Here is a 15394-nt window from a genome sequence, read left to right on the forward strand (position 1 = left end):
GGAATGAGTGCGCCGGTACGAACCATCCTGGTCACTGGATTGGCACAGCACTTGCGCGGCATGTCCGAACCTGACGCCAGGATCATGGCGCATGAACTGACGCTCCTGGTGAGTGCCGAAGTGGCCCGGCTGCCGGCCACATCGTCGCTGCCGCGGTTGCCGTGTTTTCCCAGGGAGGCATGGAACGAGCTGACCGTGGGTGTGCCTTGGGAGGCCTACTCCTATGCGTACGGCGCCTTGAAGGGCAAAGCTACTGGGTCAGGCGTCAAGGCGTTGTGCAGCGCGCCGGCTCATCTAGATCCGTTGCTCGCGAGCCAGGCAGTCAGCTCAGGCCTTTGGGGCGGCAGTCTCTTGGTGGCCCTCGGCAAGATCCTCGAAGGCGTTCACCTCGATCTGACCATCTTCTCCCCTTATTGGCGCATCGACGGCGTCAGGTCAATGCTTTCAACAGCTGGCCGCAAGAACTACAAAGGTGTGAAGGTCCGGGTGTTCACGCAGCCCGCCGCCTGGATGAAGACAGATGACCGGGACGGCCTGTCGTTCTTCGTCGAGACAATGAGGGCAGGTGGCGCGGTGGTCCGGGTGTTTGCTCCGGCAACCGTGGATGGCATTACGCCTTTCCTGCACGCCAAGCTAGTCATCGCTGATGCAGCGATAGCCTATGTGGGGAGCGCGAACTTCACGAGCTCGGGGCTAGACCACGGCCTTGAGGCGGGGGTTCTGGTCGAGGGCGAGGCAGCCAATGCATTTGCGCGCTGGGCGGGCGCGATCGAGGCCGCGTGTGAGCCTTGGTGGTACGGCCCGAACGAAGCTTGATTCTTGGCGGACATGCGTCGCACGCGCTCGCTTATGCGATTCCTCGAATTTGTGCTTGCTTTTCAATGGATCTGATATCAACTGTGGCGTGTTCGCGAAAGAGGGCGCGCTCTCATGTCTCAAATCTGGCCTTGAGAAAAAGAATCTGTTGTGATACGAACGTCGGACGAGTGTTGAGATCGAGAGAATATGTTTTCACGGGGATTATCCTTGCGACCCAACTATGCAATTCAGATAAGAAATCTGCCTGCTGACCGCTTGGAGGCGTTGGTAGATGAGTGGCTGACGTATCGACAAAGGGAATACCACTCGCACGAACGTTGGTCCGGTCCAGGGGACATGGGACGCGATGTCGTGGGGTACGTCACGCCTGCTCGACATGAAGGTGAATGGGATAACTTTCAGTGCAAGCAGTTAGGGAAGACGTTAACTGAGCTTCCATTGCTGTTGGAGCTCGCGAAGATATTCATGCATTCGTCGAATGGAGCGTTCCGCCTCCCTCGTGCTTTTTATTTTGTGGCACCCACTGGCATCGGCCGGGATGCAAAATCGCTGCTCGCTCACCCTTCAAGGTTGCGCCAAGCCTGCATTGATCGATGGGACTCAGATCTCGCAAAAAAGCTCGTCGAAAACGCGACTGTGCCGCTAGCCCCAGCGATACGCTCGACAATCGGTCAGTTCAACTTTACTCGAGTGTACGGGCTCGATTCAATCGTCCTCGAAAACGACCCAAGTATGTTACCCGTGCTCGTTAAATGGTTCGGTGCTGACCCTGGCGAGGCGCCAAGGGGCAAAACCCCAGATGAATTCGATGCTCGTGAAGCTCGCTACATAAGTCAGCTCGTTCAGATTTACAGCACGCAGGCAGGGACCACTTTCGCAGATGCACGAGAGGTTTTGCAGGATACGAAATGGGCAGCTAACCTGCGCTTGCAGCGCACACGTTTCTTCGAAGCCGCCGAATTCGAACGGTTTTACAGGGATTCAACCCCACCCGAGTTTCTGGTGAATTTTAGGGAGGATATCCACTCCGGAGTGGTTGATGCATACCACGACGATCAACATAAGAACGAATTTGACCGATTGAATAAGGTCATGGGTCAAGCCGCAACGATCCAAGTATCGGGAGTTCTTGCGAAGTACGCCCGAGTCCCAGTGAAGCAGGGAACTTGCCACCATCTCGCAAACGACGGGAGCATGCCATGGACGGCGTAAGCCAACGTGGCGCCTCAGTTTCCCCGTTCAATAGTGCGCTGGAGACCGGCATCCGAGCACTCGTTTTGTTAGAGGCTTTCTACCCGCGACGATGCGACCTTTCGGAAGTGACATGGTTAGATCACCTCGTAGTGCACACCGGCGACATTTCCGACGATGCCCCGCCGAGCCTTCATCCGGGTCTACCAAATCGCGTTGGTGAGCTTCTTGTCCGGCGCAGTTTGGTTGAGCACAGCTTGCGGCTGATGCAAAAGGCACATTTGGTGACAGTCGAAGACAGTGACGAAGGTATTGTCTTTTCGGCCAGCGACGAGGCCTCGCCGTTTCTGGACTTGCTTCGCGCATCGTATACCAAAGATCTCAAACAATGTGCCGCCTGGATGGCAGAGCGATTCGCGAAACTTTCGCGCGCCGAGCTAGGCGTTTTTGTGCAAGGCCGCATCGGTCGATGGACGGCGGAATTCGGTTTAGATTTTGGCGGTATGGCTGACTAAATAATATGGCTTATAAAAGAATAGTTCTGAGGCACCTTGCCTTTACTGGGTCGAGGATTGATGACGTAAAACTCACATTTTCTCGCGGACTGAATATTATCTATGGGGCTTCTAATACGGGTAAAAGCTTCGTGGCGAAGGCGTTGCAATTTATGCTCGCAGTGACCACCAAGTTGCCGCAGCCCAATGAGCTCGAGCCTTACACGGGTGTGTGGCTTGGACTAACTATGCCCGATGGCAAAGACGTGACTCTTTACCGCTCAGTAAAGGGAGGCGCGTTTCGACTTTATGACGGACTGGTAAGCCGAAACAATGGAAGCTCCGTAGTCTTGCGCGGACTCGCCGATGCGCAGCGCAGCGACACGACATCGAACTTCATACTTGACTCTATCGGGTTGAGTGGAAAGGTCGTTGCAAAAAATGCGAGCGGAGAAAAAGAAGACCTAGCTATCCGACATGTACTTCCGTACGCCATTGTGTCCGAAGGTGACATCATGGCGGAATCCAGCCCCATATATCATTCGAAACAGTTTGCTTCCCGCACGTTTGAAAAGAACCTGCTTAGACTGATGCTGAGCGGATCGGACGACAGAGACGTCGTAACTACAGTTCGCAAAGAGACGTACGAAGTTGCCACTGCTGCGAAGATTGAGCTTGTTGACGAGTTGATTTTGCAGATCGACCGAGAAGTCGGGGAAGATCCGCGCGTTCGAGATGACCTTGAGGCCCAACTTAAAGTCACGACCAACTCAATGGAGCGCTTGCAAGACGAATTGCGTGTCACACAGGAGCACCTTGACGACCTCATGTTTCAACGGCGTTCGCTGACGGATGAGCGACGACAGGCGGCAACAAAGGCTGCCGAACTCGGTATCACGATGCAGCGTTTCCTCCAACTAAACGAGACATATACATCCGATCTCCGACGACTCGAGGCGTTGGAGGAGGGCGGTCTTGCATTGATGGCGATGACTGGCCGAGAATGTCCGGTGTGCGGCGCATCCACGGCGGAGCAACGCCATCATCATGCGGATGACGAGATCGAGCTAGTTCGGCGTTCGGCAAAAGCTGAGTTATGCAAGATTGTGATTGAGCAAACCGATCTGAAGCGCACGTTGACATCGCTTGCGCAGGACGAGTCCAATTTGCAGTCGAAGCTCAGCGAGATGGACCTGCTGATCGAAAATATGGAGCTTGAGATTAGGGATGCTCGACCGATCGAAGGCACGTCGCGGTCGAAATACTTGGAACTGATAGAGCAGCACTCATATCTGCGCAGGTTCGTGGAGTTGAGTGACAGACGAGCCGCGCTTTCTGGCCGTCGTTCGGAGCTTGCTTCTGAACGTCCAGCCATTGGCGAACAGCTATCAAGCGGCATCGACGACACAATGGCGTTCGAGCTCGGGAAAGCAGTAGCGAGCGTCCTTGAGCGCTGGGGATTTCCTGATTTTGACAAGGTGCAATATGACCTGAAAACCAACGACGTCAGCATTGGCGGCAAACGCAGAGATGACAACGGAAAGGGGGTTCGTGCGATTCTCCACGCCGCGTTCAATGTCGCGTTGTTGCTATATTGCAAAGAAAATACGTTGCCTCATCCGGGGTTCCTCGTGCTTGACACCCCGTTGCTGACATACCGCGAGCCGTTGACAAGCAAACATGGTGAACTGGCGGATGACGAAGCCCGTTTGAAGAAGTCGCCGCTCGCTCTGAAGTTTTATAGCCATCTTGCTGAGCTCGAGGGGTCCGCTCAGTTCATCGTACTCGAGAACGCTGATCCACCGGCTGAAGCTCTCAAGCTAGCTAAGGTTCAGGTATTCACAGGTAGGCGTGACGAGGGGCGCTATGGGCTATTTCCCGTGTGATTTGGCGTAATCGTCCTTTTCGTGCAAAGCTATGCGTACTTTCCGTGCGAAAATGGCGGCTTGAGGGTGCTGAACCGCCTGCAGTAAGGCTTTGACTCTCTCGGTGTCAAACGCAATCTCAAGTTGATACAGGTTCGGATTTTGCACGACCCATGCAAGCCCTTGATCTTTCGGCTCTTTCCAAGGCTATGCAAACTGTCGGGGCCGCGATCTCTGTTACAGAAGGTTATTCACCTTGAGAATTAAATTAGGCTCTTCGCGTCACCACATACATCGCGATATCAGATTTTAACTAGGCAGAAATGGGCGTGCGGGAAGTATCCAGGAGTTCGAACGATGTCATGTTAGTCAACTGCCTTGGCTGACGCCCAGGCCGAAGTCTGCCTGCGACCCGGACGTAGGCTCCGTTCGTCATATGCGCTTGATCCGCGAGTGCATATTCATCTGGCGCGAGAACTGTCCTAGCTCTAACGGTCTCACCTTCATCGGCCAAAAGCAGAGAGAGGACAACTACACCGGAGCGCCGGCCGTCAATACCCATCTCTCCTTCAAGGCGCTCGACGGTCCCTATGAACGTCTCCTCTTCGTCTAATTCGACAGACCTTAGCTCGCGCCTTACTTCTTCGATCCGTGAAAAGTAGTCGCGTTGGAAGCGAAGCACTGTGGGGCCAAGGTCAAGCGGCGTGTGTCTAAGTACCGACCAGTCAAACCCGACGTCCAGCGAATTGTCTACCTGGTCATCATGCATACCTACAAGCGCTTCGCACAAATTGGATGAAAGCAAAGGGGAGCTAGAAGACTTTTGTTCAGCAACCAACGCATCTAAGGTATCACCCTCAATGGCTCCCGAAAGCCGAGTCAGTGCCTCACGCAACGACCATGTCACTTGGCGGACAAACGGGGCGTCAGCTTCACCGAGTTCAAGCGTACCTTGGACTTCCATTGAGTTAATTGGACAAGCTATACGGAGGACATAACTACCTTGTTCTGTCTGCGCAAAGCGAGCTGAGTCCACAAACTGAGCTGCCTCTGTGAGAGTCAGTCGTGGATGGTGAGTCCTCGGTCGCAAGACAGTACATGCAGCCGACCGAAGCAGCTTCTCAGTGTTATAGACGAGACTAGAGGCGAAGGCCAAAGGAAGGACATCGTCATTGCCGTCGAAATGAATTCGGAGTCGAAGAACGTCATCCTTCAGCCACTGTAATCTGGCGACCACCGAGCGCTTCGCCTGACCGGTCAGATCAGCGAATTTCTCAACTGCAGAGTTAGCTGACTCGCTGTAATCCGGTGCCGTTAAATCGATTGGGAAAATTAGCTGGCGCCTTGGATATGAAGCGTGACGAAACACATAAAGCCGGTCCTTAATCGCTTCCTCGAGAAGCGACCATCCCTGTGACTTGAAGAAGTCTCGGAGATCAGTGGGCGCAAATGGTTTTTCTACGGTCATTCCTCTACCTCATGGTATGCCGGCACATCGCCCCTTGAGATACGGCCCATAAGGCCCCGTAGTCCATTGACGTCGAAACGTTGGTCCTTTGGCAGATAGACGGTATGGGCAGTCTTGTTTTCGGACTCTTTTGCCCCTCGTAGGCTGACCCAATAAGCGCATTTCCGTAGGGAGAGAGCGTCGTCAGTATGGGCGATCCACTCCGATGCATTCTCTGGAAGAAAGAGAACCACGAGAATCCTGGGTGTCGATAACGCTTCCGACCGCAACGCGTTGTATCGCGCGATACCCGAAAGGCTATAGGCAAACGTGCCATTGACTTCGGCAGGTTTCTTTATCGTTGCTTTCAACTGAACCTTGATGTCGACTTCTTCACGATACCCGCCAGCAGGAAACGGCCCCCAACCGACCAGTTTTGCATCAACGCCCGCATTGTCCTCGTGTCGACCGGCAACATCGCACGCAACACCGGCCCTCGAAGCGACGGCATGCAAGAACGCGTAGCTGAGTTCGGCCTCTATATTTTCGTCGGTCAATGGTTTCATCTGTCAACGCAGCTTTTAACGCCCAAGTCTATGTCGCGCGCGGCGAACCTGTACTTCCGGAATGGAGGCAGTAGTAGTCGCGATTACAAGCAAGTCATGCAACTCTACCGCAGATTTTCGATCAATTAGGGTGCAATTATCGCCGATCACAGGTATCTCATCCACAACCGTTTCTGCGGTGCACGTCAAAGTCAGCGCCGGTGGTTCGCGTAAAGTTGTTCGCGTGCACCAGCCGGCAGTCAGGCTCCATGGGCCAGCCGGGAACAATTTCATGCAAATCGCAGTTGCATAAAAATGTTTCAGCGGCCAACGAAGTCGCGATCATGGCCGGACCGTGGGCAGAACTGGCCGTTGGCCGGCACGCCGAGAACAAATTCCTGCAAAGGAAGGGAACAGTTTTATGCAAACCGACGGCAGGAGGACCATCCGACCGGCCTCATTTTTGCATTTGACATAACATAATTTGCATCTGCCCCTTAAATCAAGGATGCCCGATTGGTCAAGGCGCAACGTCCGTAAGGGTGTTCAAAGGGTGGGGCGCTGATCAACTAATACTACGTAGTAGGGTCCGGAAGATCGGGGCGTAATTCCGCCTCAATCTGGTCAATGGTGGGCAAGTCCGTCTCAAATGACTCCGGTACCTCGCGCATGAGCTGATACTCGGACACACCCATCGGCTTGGCTATGCCGCGCAGCGCGTATTCCGCCACGAGCCGGTTCTTTTCCTTGCACAGCAGCAGACCGATGGTCGGCTGGTCCTCCTGCGTCTTGACCTGCGCATCGACAGCAGAAAGGTAGAAGTTCAACTGGCCCGCGTACTCGGGCTTGAACGGCGTCGTTTTCAGTTCGACAACGACATAGCAACGCAGCTTGAGATGGTAGAAAAGCAAATCGAGAAAAAACTCGTCACCACCTACCTCCAGCCGGTACTGGCACCCTACGAAAGCGAACCCTGCACCCAGTTCGAGCAGGAAACGCGTGATGTGCTGGGTGAGCGCACGCTCGATGTCACGCTCCTGTGCGCTCTCAGTCAGGCCAAGGAAGTCGAAGATATAAGGATCCTTGAGTACGTCGCGTGCGAGATCCGATTGCGCTGGCGGCAGCCGGTCGGCGAAATTCGTCACGGCCTTGCCGGTACGAGCATGGGCGGCCGTCTCGATCTGCATGGTCAGCACACTGCGTGACCAGCCGTGCTCAAGCGATTTTTCCGCATACCAAAGCCGCTGCGCGGGGTTGTCCAGCTTGTCGAGCAGCGTCACTACGTGCGACCACGGTAATTGTGCAACGGGTTGTTGCACAAATTCCGGCTGCGGAAAGGCTTGCGCGAGCGCACGCATGTACTTGAGGTTGCGCGGCGAGAAGCCGCGCATGTCGGGAAATGCCGCCTTGAGATCGCGCGCCAGCCGGTCGACAACGCCCGCGCCCCAGCCTTGTTTCTGCTGCCTGTCAATAATGTCGCGGCCGATCTGCCAGTACAGTGCGACCAGTTCGCGATTGACGCTGGCCGCCGCGCGCTGCCGCGCGCGCTCGACGCGCTGCTTGAGTTCGGCGAGCCAGTGACGATAGTCCTCAGCCCACACGGGAGTATCCGGATCTTTGGTCATGCGTTTGGTCGTTGGGCGCCGATGATCGCGCTCGGAACAGAAATTATCCTGGGGGAGCCGGCAATCGACAAGCTGGAACTGTTTGAAGTCGCGTCGATTATAGCATCGTACCCTGTTAAAATTGTTGATAATTAACATTATGTCAAATTTACCGCGCAACAAAAGGCCCGCTCTCAGCGGGCTTCTGTTTTGAGGGCTCTCCGGCTGGGCCGTCAGTGCTTGACGAATATCTCGGCGAACACGAATAGCAACACCCCGATCATGCCCAACGCCGCCGAAAGGAGGCTTAGCCGCCTTTTGGCCGCAATTTCTGCATGCTCGCGCACTTCTTGCGGCACCATTTCCCGGGGCGCGTCCTTGTAAGCCTTGAACTCCATGTTCGCTTTCATTGTTCCGAGCCTCCGTGGGGTTGCGCGTGCATGCTGTGTAGGTCATCCAGGCGTGAAACCTCGGTGTGCGCGGCGCTAAACGCAAATCCACAGATGATTGCGACAGCGAGTGACACAAGTAGCGTCCACACAGGAGGCTCTACGCCCGGGTCTGATTCGATCGCACCGCTGGCCGAAATGACCATTCCGGCAACACCGAACACGATGGCGATCAACAGCATGATTTTCAGGTAGCCGTTGAGCGCGCCGTCATAGTTTAGCACCTCGTAGATGATCCCGATGGCCCATCCGACTGCCACCCAGCCCAGCTGCCCGTCCTGATACTGGCTGCGAAGCGTCGCCTTCTTCGCAAATTTAGGGTCGAGCGGGACCGCTTTCAAGAGCGCCATCGAAGCCGCGGGCACTACCACCGGCATAGCGACGTTCGCTACAACCCACGTCCAGTCCATATCAGACTCCCAGTGCCAGATTGAGGTCGCGCACGAAGCACTCTGCTTCGACCTTCGAGTCGATCCAAACCATGGGGTCGTAGAACGCCTGAAGCTCAGCGAAGCTGCGACCCATCGTCACCTCGCTAACGCTATCTTGCAGACCGAACAATGGCGCAGCGCTCCCGTTTTCGAGATATTCCCAAAACACGTAGTCTAGGCGCAGGTGGCGCGGCTGCGCGCGAATCAGGTCGCGGGCAAACTGCGTCGTCTGCATGCCCAGCCCTTCCTTCCAGCCCAGCATCACGGTGTCATCAAGCGTGCCGTGCGTGTCGAGCGTGAACAATACCGCTTGCTTGCGGGTATTCGAAAGCGGCGCGAGCAAGGCGTTGAGGTCGGTCAGCATGAAAGTCCTGTAGGTCATGTGCCCTTCTCCAAAGATGCGCACATGATACTGGCCCCGTTTACCCCCTGTCGAGTGGATCCACCATGAAAAAACCTGGCCGGGTTTCCCCTGGGTTGAGAGTTATCAGGCGGTGGCAGGCTGCTGCTTATACTGCGCAGCCTGCGCCTCCTGTACCACGATCGTTGCCGTCATGATCCCGGAGAACGCGATGATTGACAGCAGCGGCACCTCGACGTTGTTCCCGTCGACCATCCGGTAGCCGCCCTGCCCGTTGAAGTTGACCTGCGAGCGCCACGGGCACGGCGACGCTGCGCGAATGGCCGGCAATGTCAGCTGTTCTATGTCAGGCCGCCTTCGCCAAAGCCGGCGCAGCGCCGCGCACCGCGTTGTCGAACTGTTCGAAGGACGTTGTCACGTTGAGCTGTTCGAGACGCAGTACCGGAGAAGCTGCGCATCTTCTCAGAAACCGGACGGACCTTGGGTGAGCTCGGTAACTCACGCCGATCACGAACGTGTTGCTTGAGCAGACCAAGCTGTATTTCTATCCGCAGTCGACGCTCGGGTTCATCCAGGTGATCAACCAAAACGGCCTGAAAGTCAACTTCCCGGCTGGCCAGTCGTTCGTGGTGACGCTCTACGTGCCGTCGACGGTCTATCGGAACACGGACCTGCGCAACGAAATGGAGGCCACCAAGGTCTCGACGCTGAACAGCGCGATGGACGCCGTCACGCTTTCTCAGTCCGCCCTCTCCGCGCAGTTACGAGGGATCTACGGGGAGGACGTGATCGACGTCCAGTTGACGGGTCTGGGTGGTTCGAACATGCCGGTGTTCACGGTGGTGGATTCGTCGACGCGCTGCGGGTTGAAGAAAATCCTGATTGCCCAGGGCGACGACTCGCTCATCGTGAAGGAAGACGTGACGGTGGTCTTCGTCCAGTATGATCAGTAAGCGACTGATGCGGGGCCCGGGCGCACTAAAGTTTTTTTCGCGCCCGGCCGATAGCCGTGATGGGATGTCAGCCTTATTGAAACGATAGCGGGGAGAGGCAAAGCGAGTTCGCCATTGGCTTCAGCGACACGGAGTTCAATGAGCTACTCACCCACAACGTCTGGTCGTGTACCCGGCGGTTGTCAACGTAGTTGTCGCGTCACTTCAAGCAAACTGCTTTAGTTCTTCCGGCTGCATGCGCTCCGGATTGAGCCAGACTTCATCCTTCAATTCCCAATTGCGCGTCGATCGAGACCAACGCCGTGGATTGCGCTGCCTGGCCTCTGCATAAACGGCTTCACGTTGAGCGAGCACTGCGGCGGCTACGCCGTTGTGGCGCTGCGCCGGCGTGACGAATTTCAGGCCGCCGTGTTTGTGCTCATGGTTGTACCAGCGCACGAACTGCTGCGTCCAGGCACGAGCCTCCTCCACGCTGCCGAACGGCCTGCGCGGGTAGTCGGGCCGGTACTTGCAGGTGCGGAACAGCGACTCGGCGTACGGGTTGTCGTTACTCACACGCGGCCGGCTAAACGAGGCCACGACCCCCAGGTTTTCCAGAGTGGCGAGCATCGTCGCGCCCTTCATCGGGCTGCCGTTATCCGAGTGCAGCACCAGGGGGCGCCCTGCCAGGCCCTCGGCCAGACTGGCACGCCGCATCAGCAGCGCGGCCAGTTCCGCCGATTCCGCCTCATGCACTTCGTGACCGACTATCTTGCGGCTGAACACGTCCAGCATCATGTACCAGTAGTAATACTGGCCCTTGACCGCTGCTGGCATCCAGGTAATGTCCCACGACCAGACTTGGTTCGAACCAGTCGCACAATGGCTGGTCACCACCCGGGCCGATGGCTTGCGCGCCCGACCGCGGTGATGCTGCTGCGAAGCGCTGCGCAGCACACGGTAAAAGCTCGACTCCGACGCGAGATACACGCCGCGATCCGCCAGGCTCGGCACGATCTGACTGGGCGGCAGGCTGGCAAACTCCACACTATTGGCGACCTGCAGAATCTGCTGCCGTTCGGCCTCACTCAGTCGATTGGGCGGCGGTGGTCGCTCGGTCGTCGTGCGGCCATCGGCGCAGCAGGTTGGCGTTGACTCCGTGCTCTTGCGCCAGGCGTGCCACTGACATGCCTGGACGCAGTGCCGCCTCGACCAGCGCGCGTTTGCCCTTCTCGTCATAGCGCCGCCGCCCATCGCGGCTACGCGAAATAACCTGCAACTCTGAGTCATGCTCTGCCATAGGTGTCCACCTCCGATTGGTGGACATGCTGGCCTCTCAGAGCGTCATTGGGTAGACGTCGTTAGTCGATCGCATACGATTGATTGACGCCGATCCGGTTCGGCTAGGAGCGATTGTCGCGGGGGTAATTTGAGGGGATGCAGGTAATGTGCGATTGCAGCAAATTTGCTTCGCCGCGGCTACCGTTCAGCTGCTGTCCGGCTAGACGCTAAGCCTTGTCAAATCCTAGCGCCATCCGGGTGAGGTTAAAATTGCTGTGGTGCAGCAAAGTACCCGCTTCGTCCTCGCCTGGCGAGCGGAGACGAGTGACAGACCAACATGTACGATTATGTGTACATGTTCATCCGGGTGTGATAGAGTTGTACCTGTATCGGTACAGGTTAGCCATGAAGGAGGACATATGCGTACCATCCCATTCACCGACGCTCGCGCCAATTTGAAGCGTGTCATCGACCAGGTTGTTGATGATGTGGACGTGACGCTCATTACCCGCCGCGACGCCCCCAATGCTGTAGTCATGTCCCAGGAACATTACGATAGCTTGATGGAGACGGTCCATCTGCTGCGCTCCCCGGCAAACGTAGCTCATCTGGAGCGCTCTATCGCGCAGGCACGGGCGGGCAAGGTAAAGCTCGGCAAGTTGGTTGATGACAGCGAATGAGCGGCGCTTTGAACATCATGTGGACTGCCGAGGCATGGGACGATTACGTCTACTGGCAGGGGCAGGACAAAAAGACGTTGAAGCGCATCAATCAACTCATCAAGGATATGCAGCGCTCCCCATTCGAAGGCATCGGTAAACCCGAGTCGCTGAAGGAAAACCTGACCGGTTTTTGGTCGCGCCGCATTGATGAAACGAATCGCTTGGTCTACGAAGTCGCGAGTACGCAAATTAATATCGTTTCGTGCCGCTACCACTACTGATAGACAGGAAAACAAGTAGGCGCGAGAGCGCACCGAACGTCGGCCGGTAGCCGGCGCGGACGATGAAATGGACGAGCAAAAATTCAACGCACTGCTTGATGGGCAGGTTCCGTCGATTGATGACTACGCCGAGTTCGTTGATCGTCTCCTTTGCAAGCCGGATGCCGTGGCATTCGTACAGCTTCTCGCAGGCCAGCGTCGGTCCGAAGTTGGCATAGCGCTCATGGATCAGCGCAAGACCCGCGCATGCAGATCGGCCGGCAATTCGTGGTTGCTCGGGCGACCACGCCGGCGCGACACGAGTCCCACCGGCCCCGCGGCCTGGTAACGCTTCACCAGACGCTCGATCTGCCGTGTGGTGAGCTGCAGGCGCCTCGCTGCCTGACCTGGCTTCATGCGCCGGCCCAGCACGGCTTCAATGATCTTGACGCGGTCGAGTTCGTGCATGCTGATCGTGATAAGGCTCAGTCGGTTCATGGATTCTCCGGACGCCGCTACGGCATCGGGCCAGCTTGCGCCCGGAGGATCAATCACGACATTTGTAATGAGCTAAAACACGACATTACAACTTAGCCTCTACATACAAAAAATGTGATTGATTATGTTATGTCAAATAATAGAAATCTCCCCGCCCATTCGATGCGGTTCTCTCCCCGAGCCAACTTGCACGCCTTCGGACATGTGGGCCATAATCCACATAAAACGCAACATGGAGATGCACATGGGAAAAGCATTGGAAGTTCGGCCACGCAAATCCACCAACGTCACCCTTCCCCGAAGTTCTCGATCGAGCGAAAGAGTTGGGAATAAACCTTTCGCGGGCGAGTGAGCGCGGCGTGCGTGAAGAAATCCAGGAGGCGGAGGCTCGTCGCTGGGCAGATGACAACGCCGAATTAGTGGCAGCATATAGCGCGATGGTTGAGCGCGACGGCTTGCCGCTCGCAAAGTACAGAATGTTCTGATGGCGCGGTTTGACCTCTACGCCAATCCGGATGACGAGACACGGCGACTCGCGCCATTCCTGCTCGACGTACAGATCACGCACGTCGGAATCTTGCCGACGCGCATTGTGATTCCTCTCCGGCCAGTCCACCATCTGGCTTTTTCGGGCAAACCCTCCGATTTGCTGCCAGTCTTCGAGATCAGTCGCAATCTCGAAGAGATGATGGCCGAACGCGGCTTTGAGGTTGACGACTCGAGCGTGCATCGCTGGGTCATCAAGCTCGTACGGTTATTCGAGAAAGCTTTTCGCCGGCACAAACGTCCGGTCGGTAAGAACTGGAGGGTGGATGACACCTACGTCAAGGTGCGCGGCCAGTGGAAGTACATGTATCGCGGAGTGGACAAGGCCGGCAATACGGTCGATTTCCTGTTGTGTGCGAATCGCGACAAGGCTGCCGCGCGCCGCTACTTCGAGAAGGCTATCGATCGGAACGGCGCGCCTGAGACCGTGACCACGGACAAAAGCGGGGCTAATCTGGCCGCCCTGCAGGCCATCAACGCTGAGCGGGAAACGCCCATAAAGGTCCGGCAGGTCAAGTATCTGAACAATATTGTCGAGCAAGATCATCGGGCGATCAAACGCCGCACCAGAGCCATGATGGGATTCAACGATTTCCGGTGTGCTCGCATCATCCTCTCAGGCATGTTCGGACGCCGAAAGAGCGCGTGATGGAAGCCCTTGGCGCAGCAATCGAGAGCAAGCGCCAGGAGCTACAGGCACTGGTCCTGGCCGGGAGATTTGAGACGGACGCCTACCGCGTGGCAAACGCTCAACTGGTGAAGTGGACTCAGGCTTGGGACTCGAATCGCTAACCAGGAAGGGCTCAGGGCGGCATGTGGTTTCTGCCGGGGGTGGATGTTGGAGCAATCGTCGCGACTACTTTTATGCTTCGTTGGAGCGGCACTAACATCCGGAGCGGCGCCGTGACTAACAGTAAAGGTCGCGCCGTCAGCGCGAGATACAAGCAAGTGAACAGAATGGAGAATTGAGTGGCAAGCTATCGTGAACTTTTGAAGCAGCTTGAGGCATTGCAAACACAAATCGACGTGGCGCGAGAACAGGAAGTCGCCGCAGCGATCGAAAAAGTTCGTGCGATCGTCGGTGAGTATTCGCTGACGCCGGAACAGGCCTTTACGCAGCATAAGGGAAGGCGCGGGTCGAAGAAGCGGACCGTATCGCCGCAGACGTAGACGGTTAGCTGAATTTCTATGAACCTCAAGAGACCGCCCACGGCAATTCTAGCGATCCTGATGGCTTTCATTGGGCTGCTTATTTTTTTCTTCTTTTTTCATCTGACAGGCCGATTCCAGCAAGTCCTCTCTCTCAGCATGGGCGCAGACGTTGTTGGAATCGTTTTTTGCCTCGTATTGGAAACTGTGTTTGCCGCGATCATCATTGAAAGAAAGTTGGCCGCGAAGCTCACCGACATACTTTGACGCTACGGGAACGCGGGCACGCCATTTTAAGGAAAAGAAGATCGATGACCCAGAAGCAAGATAGAACTCCGGAAAAACGCCTCATGTCATTCAACATGGACGCAAGGCTTTCTGCAGCGTTCAGGCATCGCACTGTTCGACATGTCCGCCGAGCGCAGCGGTCTGGCATAGCTCAACCGCGCTCATGACGCGCCGCTGGGTTCCCGGCGTCAGACTACTTGTCGTGTTATCTGATTCTTATAGACATGGTCCGGGGGCGGTAAAATGGTTCTGGTGCAAATAGGCTCATTGGACCGGTTAAAGTAGCGATCCAATCAATCTGGTGGGCGGCGATGAGCAAGAGGAAGGGTCTGGCGGCGCGTGTCAAGGTACTTGTCGGTGTGCCAAGAAGGAAAGCGACAGTACGTCGCTGTACATGCTGTATCCGTGATGAGGGCCGGCCCCTCGGTGTCGCCGATCAGGCGGCGGGTATCGCGCGTCAATCAAGATGAGAACAGCGCGTCAATCAGGATGAGAACTGGCGTGGGGGGCGCGGGGGGGGGGGGTGGCCCGGACCCCGGCCGCCCCCGCGGCCCGCCGGGGGCCCCCGCCAG

General features: G+C 56.4%; 19 protein-coding genes and 3 pseudogenes. 12 read left to right on the top strand and 10 right to left on the bottom strand.

The genetic code is table 11. The features are described from left to right. Positions 1-3 precede the first annotated feature (3 nt). The 4 genes from P3T40_RS22610 to P3T40_RS22625 all read left to right on the top strand — a co-directional run bounded on the left by P3T40_RS22610 (position 4) and on the right by P3T40_RS22625 (position 4390). The gene (locus tag P3T40_RS22610) at positions 4-816 is read left to right on the top strand and encodes a phospholipase D-like domain-containing protein (protein ID WP_429269949.1); all 813 of its coding nucleotides are present in this window, start codon (positions 4-6) and stop codon (positions 814-816) included. A 339-nt stretch (positions 817-1155) separates the two neighbouring features. Beyond that, positions 1156-2031, top strand: coding sequence for an ABC-three component system protein (locus P3T40_RS22615; protein ID WP_429269950.1), 876 nt, complete (start codon positions 1156-1158; stop codon positions 2029-2031). Further along, the gene (locus P3T40_RS22620) at positions 2019-2525 is read left to right on the top strand and encodes an ABC-three component system middle component 2 (protein WP_429269951.1); all 507 of its coding nucleotides are present in this window, start codon (positions 2019-2021) and stop codon (positions 2523-2525) included. The genes P3T40_RS22615 and P3T40_RS22620 overlap by 13 nt, the downstream gene beginning before the upstream one ends. Before the next feature lie 5 nt (positions 2526-2530). Beyond that, positions 2531-4390, top strand: coding sequence for a hypothetical protein (locus P3T40_RS22625; RefSeq protein ID WP_429269952.1), 1860 nt, complete (start codon positions 2531-2533; stop codon positions 4388-4390). Between the two features lie 292 nt (positions 4391-4682). On the opposite strand, the gene P3T40_RS22630 is transcribed toward P3T40_RS22625, so the two are convergent. The 7 genes from P3T40_RS22630 to P3T40_RS22660 all read right to left on the bottom strand — a co-directional run bounded on the left by P3T40_RS22630 (position 4683) and on the right by P3T40_RS22660 (position 9536). Further along, positions 4683-5837 (bottom strand): hypothetical protein, encoded by a 1155-nt coding sequence (locus tag P3T40_RS22630; protein ID WP_429269953.1) that lies wholly within the window; start codon positions 5835-5837, stop codon positions 4683-4685. Beyond that, positions 5834-6382: a DUF4365 domain-containing protein gene (locus P3T40_RS22635; RefSeq protein ID WP_429269954.1), complete on the bottom strand. Its 549-nt coding sequence runs from the start codon at positions 6380-6382 to the stop codon at positions 5834-5836. The genes P3T40_RS22630 and P3T40_RS22635 overlap by 4 nt, the downstream gene beginning before the upstream one ends. A gap of 554 nt (positions 6383-6936) precedes the next feature. Beyond that, positions 6937-7986 carry a PDDEXK nuclease domain-containing protein gene (locus P3T40_RS22640; protein WP_429269972.1) on the bottom strand — a complete coding sequence of 350 codons (1050 nt, stop codon included), beginning with the start codon at positions 7984-7986 and terminating at the stop codon, positions 6937-6939. Positions 7987-8198: 212 nt separating this feature from the next. Continuing rightward, on the bottom strand, positions 8199-8375 hold the full coding sequence (locus tag P3T40_RS22645; protein ID WP_429269955.1) for a hypothetical protein: 177 nt from the start codon (positions 8373-8375) through the stop codon (positions 8199-8201). After that, entirely contained in the window at positions 8372-8824 is a 453-nt protein-coding gene (locus P3T40_RS22650; protein WP_429269956.1) for a hypothetical protein, read from the bottom strand. The genes P3T40_RS22645 and P3T40_RS22650 overlap by 4 nt, the downstream gene beginning before the upstream one ends. A gap of 1 nt (position 8825) precedes the next feature. Further along, on the bottom strand, positions 8826-9227 hold the full coding sequence (locus P3T40_RS22655; RefSeq protein ID WP_429269957.1) for a hypothetical protein: 402 nt from the start codon (positions 9225-9227) through the stop codon (positions 8826-8828). Between the two features lie 105 nt (positions 9228-9332). Next, on the bottom strand, positions 9333-9536 hold the full coding sequence (locus P3T40_RS22660) for a hypothetical protein (RefSeq protein ID WP_429269958.1): 204 nt from the start codon (positions 9534-9536) through the stop codon (positions 9333-9335). A 185-nt stretch (positions 9537-9721) separates the two neighbouring features. On the opposite strand from P3T40_RS22660, the gene P3T40_RS22665 reads away from it, so the two are divergent. Then, positions 9722-10159, top strand: coding sequence for a hypothetical protein (locus tag P3T40_RS22665; protein ID WP_429269959.1), 438 nt, complete (start codon positions 9722-9724; stop codon positions 10157-10159). Between the two features lie 204 nt (positions 10160-10363). Here the strand turns inward: P3T40_RS22665 and P3T40_RS22670 are convergent. After that, positions 10364-11275, bottom strand: a pseudogene (locus P3T40_RS22670) (IS3 family transposase); the annotation flags it as partial. Beyond that, a pseudogene (locus tag P3T40_RS22675) lies at positions 11268-11438 on the bottom strand (transposase); the annotation flags it as partial. The pseudogenes P3T40_RS22670 and P3T40_RS22675, both read right to left, overlap by 8 nt. 400 nt (positions 11439-11838) lie before the next feature. On the opposite strand from P3T40_RS22675, the gene P3T40_RS22680 reads away from it, so the two are divergent. Next, a complete protein-coding gene (locus tag P3T40_RS22680) occupies positions 11839-12099 on the top strand; it encodes a type II toxin-antitoxin system Phd/YefM family antitoxin (RefSeq protein ID WP_429269960.1) in 261 nt (86 codons plus the stop codon). Continuing rightward, the gene (locus P3T40_RS22685) at positions 12096-12362 is read left to right on the top strand and encodes a Txe/YoeB family addiction module toxin (RefSeq protein ID WP_046577950.1); all 267 of its coding nucleotides are present in this window, start codon (positions 12096-12098) and stop codon (positions 12360-12362) included. The genes P3T40_RS22680 and P3T40_RS22685 overlap by 4 nt, the downstream gene beginning before the upstream one ends. Positions 12363-12492: 130 nt before the next feature. Here P3T40_RS22685 and P3T40_RS22690 read toward each other — a convergent pair. Next, positions 12493-12839 (bottom strand): annotated as a pseudogene (locus P3T40_RS22690) (helix-turn-helix domain-containing protein); the annotation flags it as partial. A gap of 359 nt (positions 12840-13198) precedes the next feature. On the opposite strand from P3T40_RS22690, the gene P3T40_RS22695 reads away from it, so the two are divergent. From P3T40_RS22695 to P3T40_RS22715, 5 genes are all read left to right on the top strand, one after another. Next, positions 13199-13324, top strand: coding sequence for a type II toxin-antitoxin system CcdA family antitoxin (locus P3T40_RS22695; RefSeq protein ID WP_429269961.1), 126 nt, complete (start codon positions 13199-13201; stop codon positions 13322-13324). Further along, positions 13324-14034: an IS6 family transposase gene (locus tag P3T40_RS22700; RefSeq protein WP_429269962.1), complete on the top strand. Its 711-nt coding sequence runs from the start codon at positions 13324-13326 to the stop codon at positions 14032-14034. The genes P3T40_RS22695 and P3T40_RS22700 overlap by 1 nt, the downstream gene beginning before the upstream one ends. Next, the gene (locus tag P3T40_RS22705) at positions 14034-14177 is read left to right on the top strand and encodes a hypothetical protein (protein WP_429269963.1); all 144 of its coding nucleotides are present in this window, start codon (positions 14034-14036) and stop codon (positions 14175-14177) included. Before P3T40_RS22700 ends, P3T40_RS22705 begins: the two co-directional genes overlap by 1 nt. Before the next feature lie 177 nt (positions 14178-14354). After that, complete coding sequence (locus P3T40_RS22710) at positions 14355-14555, top strand: H-NS histone family protein (protein ID WP_429269964.1); 201 nt, start codon at positions 14355-14357, stop codon at positions 14553-14555. Between the two features lie 18 nt (positions 14556-14573). Beyond that, positions 14574-14801 carry a hypothetical protein gene (locus P3T40_RS22715; protein WP_429269965.1) on the top strand — a complete coding sequence of 76 codons (228 nt, stop codon included), beginning with the start codon at positions 14574-14576 and terminating at the stop codon, positions 14799-14801. Positions 14802-15394 lie beyond the last annotated feature (593 nt).

Origin of the sequence: Paraburkholderia sp. EB58 (genome assembly GCF_050436665.1) — a bacterium.
Taxonomy (GTDB): domain Bacteria; phylum Pseudomonadota; class Gammaproteobacteria; order Burkholderiales; family Burkholderiaceae; genus Paraburkholderia.

Excerpts from the sequence above, each read along its gene's own strand:
- P3T40_RS22705 (WP_429269963.1), top strand. The coding sequence starts at position 14,034 with ATGGAAGCCCTTGGCGCAGCAATCGAGAGCAAGCGCCAGGAGCTACAG.
- P3T40_RS22645 (WP_429269955.1), bottom strand. The coding sequence starts at position 8,375 with ATGAAAGCGAACATGGAGTTCAAGGCTTACAAGGACGCGCCCCGGGAA.
- P3T40_RS22640 (WP_429269972.1), bottom strand. The coding sequence starts at position 7,986 with ATGACCAAAGATCCGGATACTCCCGTGTGGGCTGAGGACTATCGTCAC.
- P3T40_RS22680 (WP_429269960.1), top strand. The coding sequence starts at position 11,839 with ATGCGTACCATCCCATTCACCGACGCTCGCGCCAATTTGAAGCGTGTC.
- P3T40_RS22715 (WP_429269965.1), top strand. The coding sequence starts at position 14,574 with ATGAACCTCAAGAGACCGCCCACGGCAATTCTAGCGATCCTGATGGCT.
- P3T40_RS22635 (WP_429269954.1), bottom strand. The coding sequence starts at position 6,382 with ATGAAACCATTGACCGACGAAAATATAGAGGCCGAACTCAGCTACGCG.
- P3T40_RS22630 (WP_429269953.1), bottom strand. The coding sequence starts at position 5,837 with ATGACCGTAGAAAAACCATTTGCGCCCACTGATCTCCGAGACTTCTTC.
- P3T40_RS22650 (WP_429269956.1), bottom strand. The coding sequence starts at position 8,824 with ATGGACTGGACGTGGGTTGTAGCGAACGTCGCTATGCCGGTGGTAGTG.
- P3T40_RS22615 (WP_429269950.1), top strand. The coding sequence starts at position 1,156 with ATGGGACGCGATGTCGTGGGGTACGTCACGCCTGCTCGACATGAAGGT.
- P3T40_RS22700 (WP_429269962.1), top strand. The coding sequence starts at position 13,324 with ATGGCGCGGTTTGACCTCTACGCCAATCCGGATGACGAGACACGGCGA.
- P3T40_RS22685 (WP_046577950.1), top strand. The coding sequence starts at position 12,096 with ATGAGCGGCGCTTTGAACATCATGTGGACTGCCGAGGCATGGGACGAT.
- P3T40_RS22655 (WP_429269957.1), bottom strand. The coding sequence starts at position 9,227 with ATGACCTACAGGACTTTCATGCTGACCGACCTCAACGCCTTGCTCGCG.
- P3T40_RS22625 (WP_429269952.1), top strand. The coding sequence starts at position 2,531 with ATGGCTTATAAAAGAATAGTTCTGAGGCACCTTGCCTTTACTGGGTCG.
- P3T40_RS22610 (WP_429269949.1), top strand. The coding sequence starts at position 4 with ATGAGTGCGCCGGTACGAACCATCCTGGTCACTGGATTGGCACAGCAC.
- P3T40_RS22620 (WP_429269951.1), top strand. The coding sequence starts at position 2,019 with ATGGACGGCGTAAGCCAACGTGGCGCCTCAGTTTCCCCGTTCAATAGT.